The sequence below is a fragment of the [Clostridium] citroniae WAL-17108 genome (genome assembly GCF_000233455.1).
GTDB classification, from domain to species: Bacteria; Bacillota; Clostridia; order Lachnospirales; family Lachnospiraceae; genus Enterocloster; species Enterocloster citroniae.
This window is the reverse complement of record NZ_JH376423.1, coordinates 277002-291307: the sequence shown is the minus strand read 5'-3', so window position 1 is coordinate 291307 and position 14306 is coordinate 277002. Positions and strand designations below refer to the sequence as shown.

Here is a 14306-nt window from a genome sequence, read left to right as displayed (position 1 = left end):
CACACAGCCTACAATTTTGTAGGAATCAAAAAATTGATGGTAAAAACCGTGCCGGCGCCCAACACACTGTCCACCTCGATTGTTCCCCTGTGCGCTTCCACAATTGCCTTTGCAAGGGGAAGCCCAAGTCCCACCCCCTGCGTATCTTTTGAAAAACGGCTGCGGTAAAACCGTTTGAAGATATAATGTATGTCCTCCGGGTGGATGCCGCTGCCATTGTCTTTCACAACAATCTGGACCATTGACGCAAAGCTTCTCCACTCAACAGAAACAGAATTTCCTGCCTTGGTGTGGTCCAGGGCATTTTTCACAATATTACCGACCGCCTCTGTGAGCCAGTTACGGTCGCACAGCAGTACAACCATATCATCTCCCAAAAAAGACAGTGTTTTTCCTTCCTGCCCGGCCTGAAAAGCAAAATGCCGTTCAATACTTGCCATCATGTCGGACACATTTTCAACTGTCTTTTCCAAAGTGATCGTCCCAGCGTCCAGCTTTGTGATCTTCAAAAGATTCTGCACAAGTGTCTCTATCCGGTCAAGCTCCTGTTCCGAAAGGGCGGCAAACTCCCTGATGGCCGGCGCATCCTCTGCATCTTCCCGCATGATCCCGTTATAGATATTCAGGGCGGTCAGAGGTGTCTTGAGTTGGTGGGATATGTCGGATATGGTATCTTTCATAAACCTTTTTCCACGTTCCTCATTCTCGGCATGGGCGTTCAGGATGGACACCAGAGAATTGACTTCATGAAACAATCGGTACAGCTCGCCCTCGTCATCACAGTGGATCCGGGCATCCTCATCTCCCCCAATATATTCTTTGATCTGCGCGATCGCTTTTTCCATGATCTTATGCCGGTTTCTAAAATACAGGTACATGGCGGCAAGAACAAAGCTTTCCATGCAGACAGACAATCCCAGTACATACAGCTCCGCATATTCCACCTTCAGACCGATCAGGACAGCGGAAAGCAGAACGGATCCCGCGGCGGACAGAAACACCATACAAAAAAGATGCTTGATTTTTCGATCTGTGAATATTTTCATGGCTCTCCTCAATCCTCAGCATTCCATTTATAGCCCACACGGCGGACCGTCACGATCTTTTGCGGATTGCCTGGGTCATCCTCGATTTTTGTGCGTAACCTGCGGATATAGACCGTCAGCGCACTGCTGTCTATATAGTTTTCATCACAGTCCCAAAGTCTGCCCAAGATCTGCTCCGGCAAAAGGACGATATTCGGATTTTCCATAAACAGGCACAGCAGTTTGTACTCGCCGGCCGTCAGATCGATCATCACTCCGCTTTTATATACCTCCCGCTTTAGCAGCTGTATCTTGATGCCATTGGAGCTTAGTTCCGTATCGGTCTGGTTGAAATTACCACTTCTGCGAAGAAGCGCATTGACCCGCGAAAGGAACACCGCCAGCTTAAAAGGCTTTGTAATGTAGTCATCACCGCCTATATCAAGCCCCATGATAATATCTGTCTCTTCGTCCGCCGCTGTCAGGAAAATGACCGGTACTTTGGAGGTCTGGCGGATCTTCCTGCATAGATCATAGCCGGAGCCATCAGGCAGGGATACATCCAGAATAACCAGATCATACGTTCCATTCATCCACAGCGTTTCTGCTTCTAATTTTGTCCGGGCAACATCAATCTCATACCCCTGTTTTCTGATGGCAAAGGACAAACCGCTTATTAAACTCAAATCATCTTCAACAAAAAAAATACGCCTCATTCTTTTCACCGTCCTTAACATGCATGCACTTCCGATCATCCCATTATAGTCCATTCATTGGAAGAGTACAAGAAAACAAGAAAAACTGGCATAACCGCAGCTATGCCAGTTCCCGATAACAATTGATTAGCCCAATGTCATAAATGCGTATCTGACCACAAATACCACAGATATCACCAGCGTCAGGGCTTTTACATCCTGCTTCCTGCCGGTCATAAGCTTCATCAGGCAGTAAGTGATCAGGCCGAATGCCACACCGTTTGCAATGGAGTAGGTAAATGGCATGAATACGATAGTGCAGAATGCCGGAAGGGCATTGCTCATCTCACTGAAGTCCACTTCCCTGATATTACCCAGCATCAGAATGCCGACAAAGATCAGGGCGGGCGCGGTTGCCGCTGCCGGGACAATGCTGACAATGGGAACAAAAAGGATGGATCCCAGGAACATAAACGCTGTCACAAGGCTTGTGAGCCCGGTTCTTCCTCCCACTGCAATTCCCGCACTGGACTCCACCACGGTCGTCACGGTAGAGGTTCCAACCATAGCGCCTGCCAGGGTGGAGACAGCATCTGACATCAGGGCCTGTTTCATCCTGATGACTTCACCGTTTTCATCGATCATTCCGGACTGCCGGGCGGCTCCCAGCAAAGTTCCGATGGAATCAAACATATTCACCAGTGAAAAACTGATAACCAGCATAGTCACTGTAAATACGGTTTCCATAAAATTGGTTCCTGCAAATAAGCCCGTGAAGTCCATTCTCATAAAGGAAACCTCTGCAAAATCCCTGAATTTCACCCCGATGTTCATATCCAGGTTTGAGAGGCGGGTGATACCAAGAGGTATTCCAATCAGCGTGGCGGCTACAATTCCTAAAAGAATGGAGCCTTTCACCTTTCTCGCATGCAGGATCCCCATTATGATCAGTCCGATCAGGGCAGTCAGGGCGCCGTTGATGAGCATCATATCCGCTCCCTCCAGCTTCCACTGTGAAAAATCCACCAGACTGACAAGGGTGGCCGGGTTTGAAATAATAATACCCGCATTCTTCAGTCCGATAATGGTGATAAACAATCCGATCCCAGGTGTGATCGCCATCTTGACCGCATCGGGAATGGATCTGATGATCGCCTCCCTCAGGCCGATCGCTGTGATCACAATAAAGAAAATACCTGAAAGAAATACAATAACAAGGGCCTGCCCATATGTATATCCCATTCCCAACACAACCGTATATGCAAAGAATGCATTCAGTCCCATGCCCGGGGCCTGGGCAAAGGGAACTTTTGCGTACAGTGCGCAGAGCACGGTTCCGATAAACGCCCCGATACATGTTCCGATAAATACACCATTTGCAATTTTCTCCGCCATGACCGGATCCCCCATGATCACGTACGGGTCAGATAAGATCTGCGGATTCAAAATCAGAATGTAGGCAATGGTTATGAACGTTGTGATTCCTGCAAGAACCTCCGTTTTAATGCTTGAACGGCTTTGAGATATTCCGAAAAACCTGTCTGCAAAGTCTGCCTTTTGTTTCACTACTATGTCCTCCATATCATTTTTTCTGTCTGAACGTATCAACCTTCTGAGCGTATCAACAGTCCAACGCCGCTATCCCTGCCTTGTAGCCGGAATCTCATTGGCTTTTCGTTTCCACTCCCCTCCACCAATAAATACCTGATTACCAAAAAAAGAGCCAACTACAAAAGCCATGTAGTCAACTCTTTACGGTAGTTGGTAGAAACTCTGAGCCAATTCTCAGGATATACATAGTGAATAGCATTATTTTTTAATACAAAAATAATTATATATCCTAAAAGTTTTTTAGTCCATTTGCCTTTTTATCAATAAATCACTTTATTTTTGTGCACATTGTATATTTTTTGCGTTTTTTTATGATTTTCAGAAGGAATTACGCCGGATTACCTTCTTTTATCACTCAATCCCCAATGCTTCTTTTACCTGATCACCGATCACTCCGTCAACGGTGAGTCCATTGTCCTCCTGAAAGGATTGGACGGCCTCCTTTGTCTTTGTGCCCGCTATGCCGTCAGCTTCTCCACAGTCATACCCTTTGTCATTGAGGGCCTGCTGCACCTTTTTCACAAGCTCCTTGTCCGATGAGGAAGCCGACTTAGCGCCCGATGCAGCGGCGGAATCAGAGGCGTAAGGGCATACGCCGCCCGTATGTAAATGTGCGGGATGTCCTCCGCAATGGTAATGATAGGAGCCCAAGCCGCTCTTATTTTTATTATCCTTATGGCCTCCGTTGGAATCAGTCCTTCCCGAGTGCGCTTCTGCGGTGATGACCGAGTATGTATTGATGTAACTTACCGATGTTCCGGCCACCATGATCCCCAGGCCCATTGCAATGATTTTGTTTCTTATATTCCTCATATTCTCCCGCCCCTTTTTTTAATATTTTAAAACAAGTTACTGTATATAGCATAATTATACCGAAACTGTCAAAATATGTAACCATGTGTTTGAAGTATTTTTATAGTCGATATTACGACTATATCTTGATGGGGAAGGCTTCTCCCTTGGGTGAGAACCTCTATAAAAACAGTTCTATCCTATCATCCTTTCTCATAAAGTTTATTAAATCACCTAACCTGCCCTTTTCAGGAGGATGTTCCATGAATCGTATCCAATACAGTATCCTCGCAAATCCGGATTCTTTTCCAGTTATACATTCCAATTGGTATCCCCCGGTTGCCGTTGCAAAAAAGAACTTACAATATGCAGAGATCCTCACGCCGGACCTTGCCTCTGCCGCCAGCGAAATGACGACCGTACACCAGTATCTGTACCAGTCCTGGACCCTGAGCAATGACTACAGGACCATCCGGCGCGTGATCCAGCGCATTGCCGTGGTGGAACAGCATCATTTTACAATCATCGGGCAGCTCATCGCTCTTCTCGGCGGCCGGCCGGAATGCCGTTCTCTGGAACCTGGCTCGTACTGGTGCGGCAACATGGTGGACTATGACTGTGACCTTCGGACTTTGCTGTCAAAAAATGCTGAATCAGAGCAGTTCGCAGCCCAGGCATACGCAGCCCAGGCAAAAGAAATCAACGATCCCCATGTTTCCAAAATGCTTGCAAGGCTGTCCCTTGATGAGAAACTGCATCACAAAATATTCAGTGATTTTTTATCTCAAATACCTGAGCAGCCCATCTGTTAACAGGATTCCTAAGGCAATCCATATTAGAAGACATTGAATATTTCTGTTATACCGGCCGTAAGAATTTTGCGGAGTTGCAGCCTGGTATGGAAACTCCGCAAAATACGATTTTAACGCTTAGACCACTGCAATTATCTGCATTTACAAATGAATGAAAGAAATTAGGCTGTTAAGTAAAGCATTCAATTATAAATTAAATTATAAATTAAATTATAAATTAAATTATAAATTAAATTATAAATTAAAGGCAGGCAAAAAACACAGCCTGCCTTTCTGAATCAGTTCTTTCTGAATCAATTCTTCCGCACATCTGCCAGAAAGTACGTTCCAAATACACTTCTAGTGGATTGCATCCTCAAAAAATTCGTATGCTTCTTTATCCGTAAATCCTTCATGCACAATCTTTCCGATTGCTGCCGCCATCTCCAGGGAGTGGGCGCTCTGGAAAATGTTTCTTCCCATGTCCACGCCGTGTGCTCCGCCGCTGATTGCATTGTAAGCCAGGATCAGGGCTTCCTTCTCCGGAAGCTTCTTGCCGCCTGCCACTACGATGGGAACAGGGCATGCCGCTACAACTTCTTCAAAGTTTTCACAGTAATAGGTTTTAATGATGTTGGCTCCCATTTCAGCAACAATCCTGGTCGCCAGCTTGAAGAAGCGGTCCGTGCGCTCCATCTGTTTACCCACGGCCACAACGCCCATGGTAGGGATACTGTATCTCATTCCCAGATTGATCGCCTTTGAGAGGTTCTCAATACTGGACAGCTGTCCATCGGCGCCGATGAAGGTCTGGATCGCCATACAGTCTGCATTCATACGGATCGCGTCCTCAATATCAACCGCCAAAATTTCATGGGACAGGTCATCGTTCAGCATAGAGGAGCCGGAGGTGGAACGAAGGGCAATGCCCTTGCCGCACGCCGGTGTCACGCATGAGCGCAGAGCGCCTCTGGTCCCCATAAGTACATCCACATAGGGAATCAGCTTAGGAATCACCAGATCCAGACGCTCCAGTCCGGCAGTTGACCCCATAAAGTATCCATGGTCAAAGGCAAACATAACCGTGTTCCCGCTTTTGGGATTAAAAATATTGGACAAATGTTTTTTCATTCCCCAATCCAGGTTGTTTGCTCCCTTAACATAGAAGCCATCGTTATTTGCAAAGGGTACATCCACGTGGTAATCCTTTGCAACCTTTACACCTTCCAAATCAGCCATAACCAGAAATCTCCTTCCAATTCTTCTCCTATAAGTTCATACAATTTTGATTCATTTTTAACTTAGAAGTTATAATCATTCATATTATCTGCGTTAAATACAGTGCGTTCCGGCAGCAATACAACACCGTTATTTACCTCTGCGGTAGATGCGCCCTCAACCAGGCTGTCATTTGGCATAACTTCTACCTCACCGATGTCAGGAATATTAATCTTGTCGCCTACATGTACTTCATTGCCTGCTGCAAGGTAAGCTGCAAGGTAGCAGCCCATTGCGCCCTGTACGCCGCAGTCCCACAGTCCCCACTGCTCGATCACGCCGGCTGCACAGTAATCCTTAATGGACATAGGTGATGCAAAGCCTGTTATTGTAACATCTTCCTTGGTCAGTCCCTTGTTCTGAGCTGCCTTGCACTGTCCCGGAAGGGCGGTGGAGTCATTGCAGATGATCAGGTCAATGTCAGAGTGTGCTTCCAGAATGGATGCGCCGATGGAAACCGCCTTCTCTGCATCCTGCTCTGAATAATAATTGTCAGGAGCTACATTTTCCCAGTTCGGGAAGTTTTCTTTGATATAGGCCTCGCCTGCTACCTGCCAGGAATTCTGATCGGCAACCGTTGCCTGTGAATAATGCCAGCAATATTTGATGGTATCATTTTTAGTATCTTTGCCGCGGTTGGTCAGGGAATCAGCACCCATATCAACCAGCATTTTACCTAACAGATCCGGTGTTCCCTGGCTGACCATAAGGGTACGTGCTGTATCGGAAACATCCGAATCCCATGTAACAACGGTAACGCCGGCCTCTTTTGCCTCTGTCAGCGCGGAGTCCAGTCCGGTTGCGTCAACGGATGAAATACAGATCGCATCCACGCCGCTGGCAACTGCGTTGTTGATCACGTTAACCTGGTCTGCAACCGCCGCATTGGCGCTGCCCTGGTAGTCAACGGTAAAGCCCCAACCCTTGGAATACTCCTGTGCACCGTTGTTGGCGGACTCAAAGAATGCGTTTCCTGTCAGTTTTGGAACAAAGGCAACCGTCTTGCCTGCAACATCTGCGCCTGCTTCGGGAGCTGCCGCCTCTGTCTTGCCGTCTTCCGCTTGAGCCTCCTCCGTCTTGCTCCCTGCCGCTTCTGTCTTTGCCTCTGTTGCGGGCGCCGCTGCCGTGGTAGCAGTACCGCCGCCGCAGCCTGCCAGTGAAACTGTCATTGCTCCTGCAAGAACCACTGATAACCATTTTTTCTTCATAACATTGTTCCTCCTTAAATTATTTATAATTGTGATTGTTATCGTATTTTCAGGGAAATTCCGTTCCCATAATACTTCTCTTCGTATCAAAGAAGATGCGCTGTCCGCGCTGTTACAATTTCTTCCTGCGGAACATGGCGATCACCTTCTGGTTATTGACCAGAGAGCGGCCAACCACCACCACCAGAAGAATCAGTCCAACGGGAATATCCAGGTACTGCTGGCTTACCTTGAAGCAGAGAGGGAGCCCGAATCTTAATACTCCGATCACAACCGCTGCCAATGCAGTTCCCAGAACACTTCCCTTGCCCCCGGTGCTCAAGGTTCCTCCCAGCACCACGGCTGTAATGATAGGCATGGTCAGGGTTGCTCCGATATCACTTTTGGCAGTGCCCAGATAGGAGGTGAGGACAATACCTGCCACCGCCGCGCTCATGGCCGACAACACATAGGTGCTCATGATCACCAGCCTGCTGTTGATGCCGGAATACTCCGCCGCATTTTGGTTTACGCCAATTAAGAAAATCTGTCGTCCGTATTTCGTCTTATGCAAAAGGATGTAGGCAATAACTGCCAGCACCAGAAAAATCAGCACCTGGTTGGGTATGACCCCAAACAACTTAAACTTGGTAATCCTGATAAAGCTGTCGGGAAACCCGTTGATCCCCTTATAGCTTTCAGTGGCCGACAAATTGGATACCAGCAGCGCAAGACCAGAAAACAGGAAGCTTCCGCCCAGTGTGACCACCATGGGCTGTACGCCGCAGTAAGCCACAAAATATCCGGACAGAGCACCGCACAGCGCTGCAACTATGATTCCCAGCCCTGCCGCAACCCAGATATTAAGTCCCCAGTCCTGCCAGGATACACCGAGAACAATGGAGGTCAGTCCTACAATGGAACCAGCCTGAATATCAATTCCTCCAGTAATCATGACAAAGGTAACAAATAAGGAAATGATACAGATGGATATCATATCATTGATGCTTCCGAACAGTACACGGGGCATCAGAAATTTACTGTTGGCTGTTGCGAATATTATGAACTCCAGGGCCAGAATACAGATCAGGACGGTCTCCCAGCTTTTTAACGCCTTTTTCATGACTGAACTCCTCCTTTTTTATCAGCGCCCATCGCTGTCCTCGCAGACAGAATCTGGTGCCGGTTCTTCAGGATGGCCCTGTTCTGTGTCACTGTATTGATCACCACGATCGTAATGAGAAGAATTCCGGTAATGGTATTGTCATAGTCAGAAGAAAACCCCAGGAATACAAGGATCCTGCTGATAGAAGACATAATGATTGCGCCGATGGACGCGCCGATCAGGCTGCCCTGGCCTCCTGTCAGGCTGATCCCTCCAAGAACACATGCCGCAATGGCTTTCATCTCGTAGCTGTTGCCCGCGGTGGGCGTAATGAAGCCGATACGCGATGTGTAGATCATGCCGGCCGCTGCCGCAAAAACTCCGCTTACTATGTATGCTGTGATTTTCGTCTGGGATGCAGGGATACCAACAAGGGTTGCTCCTGCCGCGTTATCCCCTACCGCGATAAAATACTTGCCCTTTTTAGTCTGCGTCAGAATCATATGCCCCGCGATCACTACCAGGATTGCCACCGCATAAAAGGTGGTGAGCTGTCCCGCGATCAGGGTATTGGACATCCTTGTATATTCGGCGGGAAGGTTTTCCACCCATGCTCCTTTTGTAAATACGTAAATCAGGCCGCGGACAACACCATTGACGCCAAGGGTAAATATAAGGGATGGAATCTGAAGCACCGACACTCCGAACCCGTTGACAAATCCAATGATTGCTCCGATAGCCAGCGCTGCCAGAATGGCCACGGCCCAGTTGGAGCCGTCCCTCAGCAGCGTTGCTCCCACTGCCGCCGACATGCCCAGAGTCGCGCCCACCGAAACATCGATCTCACCTGTCAGGATGACAAAGGCGCTTCCCACCGCCAGCAAAGTAAACACCACACTGTCATTAAAGCAGTTCAGGATCGATGTGGGCTGCCAGAAGCTTGGATTTACACAGCCTACAATGAATATCAATGCTGCCAGAAATAAAAAACTGCTCATTTCATGGGTTTTCATTATTTTCTTCAATTGATTCATGTCTCTCCACCTGCTTTCATTCTTCTGTCACGCCAAAGGATGCCGCCATCAGGCTGGCCTGGCTGATTTCCGCCCTGGTCAGTTCGCCCTTGATCCGCCCGGAAAATACGACCACCGCCCGGTCCGAAAGCTCCACGATTTCTTCCATATCGGAGGAGATAAGCATAATCGCCACACCCCGGGCCTTCAGTTCATGAATAATGGAATACACATCTCCTCGCGCCGCCGCGTCAATACCACGGGTGGGTTCATCCAGGATCACCAGCTTGGGATTGGTTGAAAGGGAACGGCCGATAATGATCTTCTGCTGGTTTCCTCCCGAAAGGCTTCCTGCTGTCTGATCCTGCCCCGTAACCTTGATGCGGAAGTCGTCAATATATCGGCCGGCCACTTCCTTCTCGGCTTTTTTGTTCAGAAAGAATCCTCCCATCTTCTTATCTCTTAATAAGGAAGATGTGGTGTTGGCAGCCACATCGCTGATGGCGAATAGTCCGTTGAGTCTTCGGTCCTCAGGCACATAGTTGATTCCCGCCTCCAGAACTTGTGCGGTGGAGCATCCTGTTATATCCCTGCCATCCAGAATCGCCTTTCCTCTTAAAACCTTGTCTCTTCCAAATATGGTTGTGGCAAGCTCCGTACGTCCGGCGCCAACAACCCCGGCCACTCCCAGCACCTCACCCGGGTACACCTTAAGGTTTACATCCTCAAAACCATAGCCGGTGTAGCCCTGAAGCTCAAACACCGGCTTCAGTCCCTCATAATTAAGGGTTTTCTCCTCCCCTTTCCCATCTTTGAGATCCGCCACATCCATATTGGGAGGAAGGAGTCCCTTTACCAGCATTTCCCTGGTGAAGTCCGATACGCGCCCTTTTAATGTGATAATTCCGTCCCTCATAATTGCCACATGGGTGGCGATCTGAAACACTTCTGCCAGACGGTGTGTTATGTAAACAATTCCGATGCCCTTCTGCTTCAGATCTTCCACGATCTTGAAGAGGCTCTCAACTTCGTCAAATGTAAGCGCGCTGGTAGGTTCATCCAGGATCAGCACCCTGGCATTCCTCAAAAGTCCGCGCAGCAGCTCCACCAGCTGCTGTTCTGCTATGGAAAGACTCATGGCCTTTCTGTTCAGGTCCAGGTGCCATCCGATATCATCCATAATCTGTAGCAGCCGCTTTCTCAAGGTCCCTGTCTTTTCCTTAAATCCAATGAGGACGTTCTCTTCCACTGTCATGTTAGGAAAAAGCATAGGTTCCTGAGGTACCATATAAACGCCCTTGGCCAATATCACCGAAGGCTTGAATGAATGGATCTTTTCATCTGCGATGACCAGTTCTCCCCCATCCGGCTGATAAATACCCATGATGATCTTCATCAGGGTGCTCTTTCCGGCACCGTTTCCTCCTATCAAAGCCAGCACCTCGCCCTTGCCGACATCCAGATCAATTCCTTTTAATACTGCATTCAAACCAAATGTCTTAAAGACGCCACGGACAGAAAGCAGCACTTCCTTAGAATCACACGTCTCTGCTTGACTCATGTTTATCCTCCTTAGCGCACCTGTTATTGATATTTTTGTTTATAGTAAAAACATTTGTAACACTTGTAGTATACGGGAACCATATAAGTTTGTCAAGGGGTTTTAAGCATTTTAACCCTTTCCCCCACTGTTTTGCCCCTTTTATTTAAGCATATTTTTCTTTATTTTTTACCTCCATCAGGTCTTATATTGGCCAATTATTATGTTTTTGTGGATTATTGTCCCTATTTTATGTACATTTCCTATACTATTTCATATTGACATTCATATTTGGCTCTGATATACTAATCACAGGGTGAAACATTTTATCGATTATCAAACATTTGTTTCTACCGACACAAAAATCGGAGGTGCGTACGGCAGATATGGATTACGAAGATTCCTTGATTGTCAAAACAGCTTGGTACTATTATATAGAAAACATGACTCAGCAGAAAATTTCAGAAAAACTGGGCATATCCCGCATGAAAGTCATCAAACTATTGGAAAAGGCGAAACAGACAGGTGTGATTCAATTTAAAATTTCACCGGAACGGAGCCAGCAGCTGATGATCGAGCAGAAGCTGATCACCCAATGGAATTTAAAGGACATCTTTGTGGTTCCCACTCCGCCAAGCGGTTCCAATCTGAATGAAACCATTGCTCAGGCAGCCGCTATGTATATAGGGGACCGTCTGACAGAAAACATGTTTATCAATATGGGCTACGGAGACACCCCCAGCAGGGTATTAAACCACTTGGCCACCATTGCGGAGTCGCCCATTTCCGTGGTGTCCCTCACAGGAGGAGTCAGCTATTATCTGCCCAATATCCGTTCCAACATTTTCAATGCCAAGCTCTATCTCTATCCGGCGCCGCTTCTCGTCTCTTCCAAGGAGATGTGCAAAGCCATGCGTAACGAGCCCCCCATTGAAGAGATTGCAAGAATGGTCCGCCTGGCAACCATGACAGTGATCGGCATCGGAGCCATGAACGATGATGCCACTATCATTTCCAACGGAATTTTAAATCAGAATGATTTCCTATATCTCTCCATGCAGGGGGCAGTGGGCGACATTCTGACCCACTTTATTGATAAAGACGGAAAGCCGATTCACAGTGATGTGGAAGAGCGTCTTTTCAGCACGCCTCTGGAGACATTAAAAAGTCTGAATAATGTCATTGGGATTTCGGGCGGCCCTCAGAAGGTGGAGGCCATCCGCGCAGCGTTGAAGGGCGGATATCTGGATGTACTGATTACAGATGAAGAAACAGCCATGCAGCTGATTGATTTAAGCTGAAAAAGATAATGTAAAGGAGGAGTTTACATATGTCAAAGAATTATTTTCTTACAGTCGATGCCGGAACGGGGAGCGTCCGGGCCGTCCTGTTTGACTTAGCGGGCAACCAGACCTCATGTGTACAGCAGGAATGGGATCACAGGGAAGATCCCAGATACCCGGGCAGCATGGATTTTGACTGGGAATACAACTGGAAGCTGACCTGCGGATGCATCAGGGGTGTGTTGGAACAGTCCGGCATTTCCCCGGCTGACATTGCAGCAATCTCCACCACCTGCATGAGGGAGGGTATTGTACTCTATGATAAGGACGAACACGAAATTTGGGCCTGCGCCAATGTGGATGCAAGAAGCACGGATGAGGTCAGCCAGCTAAAGAAGGCATATCCCGGACTGGAACAGGAATTATATATGGAATCCGGACAGACCTACGCCCTGGACGCCCTCCCCCGCCTGTTATGGGTCAGGAATAAGATGCCGGATGTCTATGAAAAAATTGCATATGTGGGAATGTTTAACGACTGGCTGATCCATAAGATGACCGGAATCCTGGCCGTGGAGCCAAGCAACGGTTCTACCACCGGACTATTCAGCCTTAAAAAGAGATCCTGGGATCCCTCCATTGCCAGACGCTGCGGACTGCGCACCGATATGTTCCCTGAAGTAAGGGAATGCGGCTCCAGGGCCGGAACCGTGACTGCACAGTGCGGGGAACAGACCGGGCTGGCCCAAGGAACACCTGTGATCGTAGGAGGCGGCGATGCACAGCTGGGCTGTATCGGCGTAGGGGTTGTCAGGCCAAACCAGGCGGCTGTGTTCGGCGGAAGTTTCTGGCAGTATGAATATAATACAGCGGACGGCAGAACAGACAAGGAATGCAGAGTCCGGGTCAACTGCCATGCGGTGCCGGATGTATGGCAGTACGAAGCCCTGGCATTTAAACCCGGACTCGTGATGCGCTGGTTCCGGGACGGCTTCTGCCAGGCGGAAAAAGAGCTTGCGAAGCTGAAGGGCACGGACCCATATGATGTGATGAATGAGTACGCCAAGGACATTCCTGCAGGCTCCTACGGTATGATGTGTGCATTCTCCGATGTGATGAACTTCATCAACTGGAAGCACGCCTCGCCAACCTTTACCAACTTTGAGCTGGATCCGGTACGTTTTTCAAAGTATACCTTCTACCGCGCTATCCTGGAAAATACAGCCATGGTAACCAAGGGCCATCTGGACCTGGTGCGCGAGGCAACCGGGAACCAGCCTGAGGAGATCATTTTTGCCGGAGGCGCTTCCAAGAGCCCGTTGTGGTGCCAGATTTTATCCGATGTTCTTGGACTTCCGGTAAAGGTTCCGGTGGTCAAAGAAGCAACCGCCCTGGGTGCAGCGATTTTGGCCGGCTATGGGACCGGCATCTATAAAGACATGTCAAAAGCAGCAGAAAAACTGGTGCAATGGGATACCACCTATGTTCCGGATTCCGCCAATCATCAGCTCTACTGTGAACTATATGAACAATGGCGCAGAATTTATAAGGCTCAGCTGAATCTGTGCAACCAGGATCTGACCAGGAGTATGTGGGCTGCCCCGGGATTATAAAACAGGAGGAATAGTAGAAAATGTTTATTATAAATGAAAGTGAAAAAGAATATCGTTTCGGGGACAGCGGCCCCAAGTACCTGATGAAAGGTCCCAGAATGAATTTTGCTGTAGTCCAGTTCCAGCCAGGCCAGGATTTCAAGGCACATTACCACAACATCATGGAGGAAGACTTCTTTATACTCGAAGGAGAGATCAACATTGTGGTGGACGGGACCGTGCACCATTTAAAACAGGGAGACTTGATCCACATCGAACCGTTGGAAGTCCACTACTGTTTCAATCCATACGGGCAGACCGTGAAAATGATCTCCACCCTGGCTCCGTTCCAGGAAGCGGATAAAGTGGAGATAGATGATTATAAATTCTAGTA

At 48.1% G+C, this 14306-nt stretch carries 13 protein-coding genes and 1 riboswitch; of the genes, 4 read left to right on the top strand and 9 right to left on the bottom strand.

What is annotated here, in order from left to right; translation table 11 throughout:
- Positions 1–8: 8 nt before the first annotated feature.
- The 4 genes from HMPREF9469_RS16525 to HMPREF9469_RS16510 all read right to left on the bottom strand — a co-directional run bounded on the left by HMPREF9469_RS16525 (position 9) and on the right by HMPREF9469_RS16510 (position 4099).
- Positions 9–1046 carry a sensor histidine kinase gene (locus HMPREF9469_RS16525; RefSeq protein ID WP_007863882.1) on the bottom strand — a complete coding sequence of 346 codons (1038 nt, stop codon included), beginning with the start codon at positions 1044–1046 and terminating at the stop codon, positions 9–11.
- Positions 1047–1054: 8 nt separating this feature from the next.
- Positions 1055–1741: a response regulator transcription factor gene (locus tag HMPREF9469_RS16520; protein WP_007863880.1), complete on the bottom strand. Its 687-nt coding sequence runs from the start codon at positions 1739–1741 to the stop codon at positions 1055–1057.
- A gap of 126 nt (positions 1742–1867) precedes the next feature.
- Complete coding sequence (locus tag HMPREF9469_RS16515; protein ID WP_265583669.1) at positions 1868–3301, bottom strand: NCS2 family permease; 1434 nt, start codon at positions 3299–3301, stop codon at positions 1868–1870.
- A 140-nt stretch (positions 3302–3441) separates the two neighbouring features.
- Positions 3442–3538, bottom strand: a riboswitch (purine riboswitch).
- Positions 3539–3682: 144 nt separating this feature from the next.
- Positions 3683–4099: a peptidoglycan-binding protein gene (locus HMPREF9469_RS16510; protein WP_416387858.1), complete on the bottom strand. Its 417-nt coding sequence runs from the start codon at positions 4097–4099 to the stop codon at positions 3683–3685.
- Positions 4100–4386: 287 nt separating this feature from the next.
- Between HMPREF9469_RS16510 and HMPREF9469_RS16505 the strand changes: the two genes are divergently transcribed.
- Positions 4387–4935 carry a ferritin-like domain-containing protein gene (locus HMPREF9469_RS16505; RefSeq protein WP_007863875.1) on the top strand — a complete coding sequence of 183 codons (549 nt, stop codon included), beginning with the start codon at positions 4387–4389 and terminating at the stop codon, positions 4933–4935.
- Positions 4936–5274: 339 nt separating this feature from the next.
- On the opposite strand, the gene lsrF is transcribed toward HMPREF9469_RS16505, so the two are convergent.
- From lsrF to HMPREF9469_RS16480, 5 genes are all read right to left on the bottom strand, one after another.
- Positions 5275–6153 carry a 3-hydroxy-5-phosphonooxypentane-2,4-dione thiolase gene (gene lsrF / locus HMPREF9469_RS16500; protein ID WP_007863873.1) on the bottom strand — a complete coding sequence of 293 codons (879 nt, stop codon included), beginning with the start codon at positions 6151–6153 and terminating at the stop codon, positions 5275–5277.
- A 62-nt stretch (positions 6154–6215) separates the two neighbouring features.
- On the bottom strand, positions 6216–7400 hold the full coding sequence (locus HMPREF9469_RS16495) for a substrate-binding domain-containing protein (protein ID WP_007863871.1): 1185 nt from the start codon (positions 7398–7400) through the stop codon (positions 6216–6218).
- Positions 7401–7512: 112 nt separating this feature from the next.
- A complete protein-coding gene (locus HMPREF9469_RS16490; RefSeq protein WP_007863869.1) occupies positions 7513–8502 on the bottom strand; it encodes an ABC transporter permease in 990 nt (329 codons plus the stop codon).
- Positions 8499–9518 carry an ABC transporter permease gene (locus HMPREF9469_RS16485; RefSeq protein WP_007863868.1) on the bottom strand — a complete coding sequence of 340 codons (1020 nt, stop codon included), beginning with the start codon at positions 9516–9518 and terminating at the stop codon, positions 8499–8501. Before HMPREF9469_RS16485 ends, HMPREF9469_RS16490 begins: the two co-directional genes overlap by 4 nt.
- A 16-nt stretch (positions 9519–9534) precedes the next feature.
- Entirely contained in the window at positions 9535–11058 is a 1524-nt protein-coding gene (locus HMPREF9469_RS16480; RefSeq protein ID WP_007863866.1) for a sugar ABC transporter ATP-binding protein, read from the bottom strand.
- Positions 11059–11423: 365 nt separating this feature from the next.
- Between HMPREF9469_RS16480 and HMPREF9469_RS16475 the strand changes: the two genes are divergently transcribed.
- Genes HMPREF9469_RS16475 through HMPREF9469_RS16465 form a run of 3 tightly spaced genes read left to right on the top strand, consistent with a single transcriptional unit; the run spans position 11424 to position 14304 of the window.
- Positions 11424–12338, top strand: a complete 915-nt coding sequence (locus HMPREF9469_RS16475; protein WP_007863861.1) for a sugar-binding transcriptional regulator — start codon at positions 11424–11426, stop codon at positions 12336–12338.
- A 29-nt stretch (positions 12339–12367) separates the two neighbouring features.
- A complete protein-coding gene (gene lsrK, locus HMPREF9469_RS16470) occupies positions 12368–13933 on the top strand; it encodes an autoinducer-2 kinase (protein WP_007863859.1) in 1566 nt (521 codons plus the stop codon).
- Positions 13934–13953: 20 nt separating this feature from the next.
- Complete coding sequence (locus tag HMPREF9469_RS16465; RefSeq protein WP_007863858.1) at positions 13954–14304, top strand: cupin domain-containing protein; 351 nt, start codon at positions 13954–13956, stop codon at positions 14302–14304.
- Positions 14305–14306 lie beyond the last annotated feature (2 nt).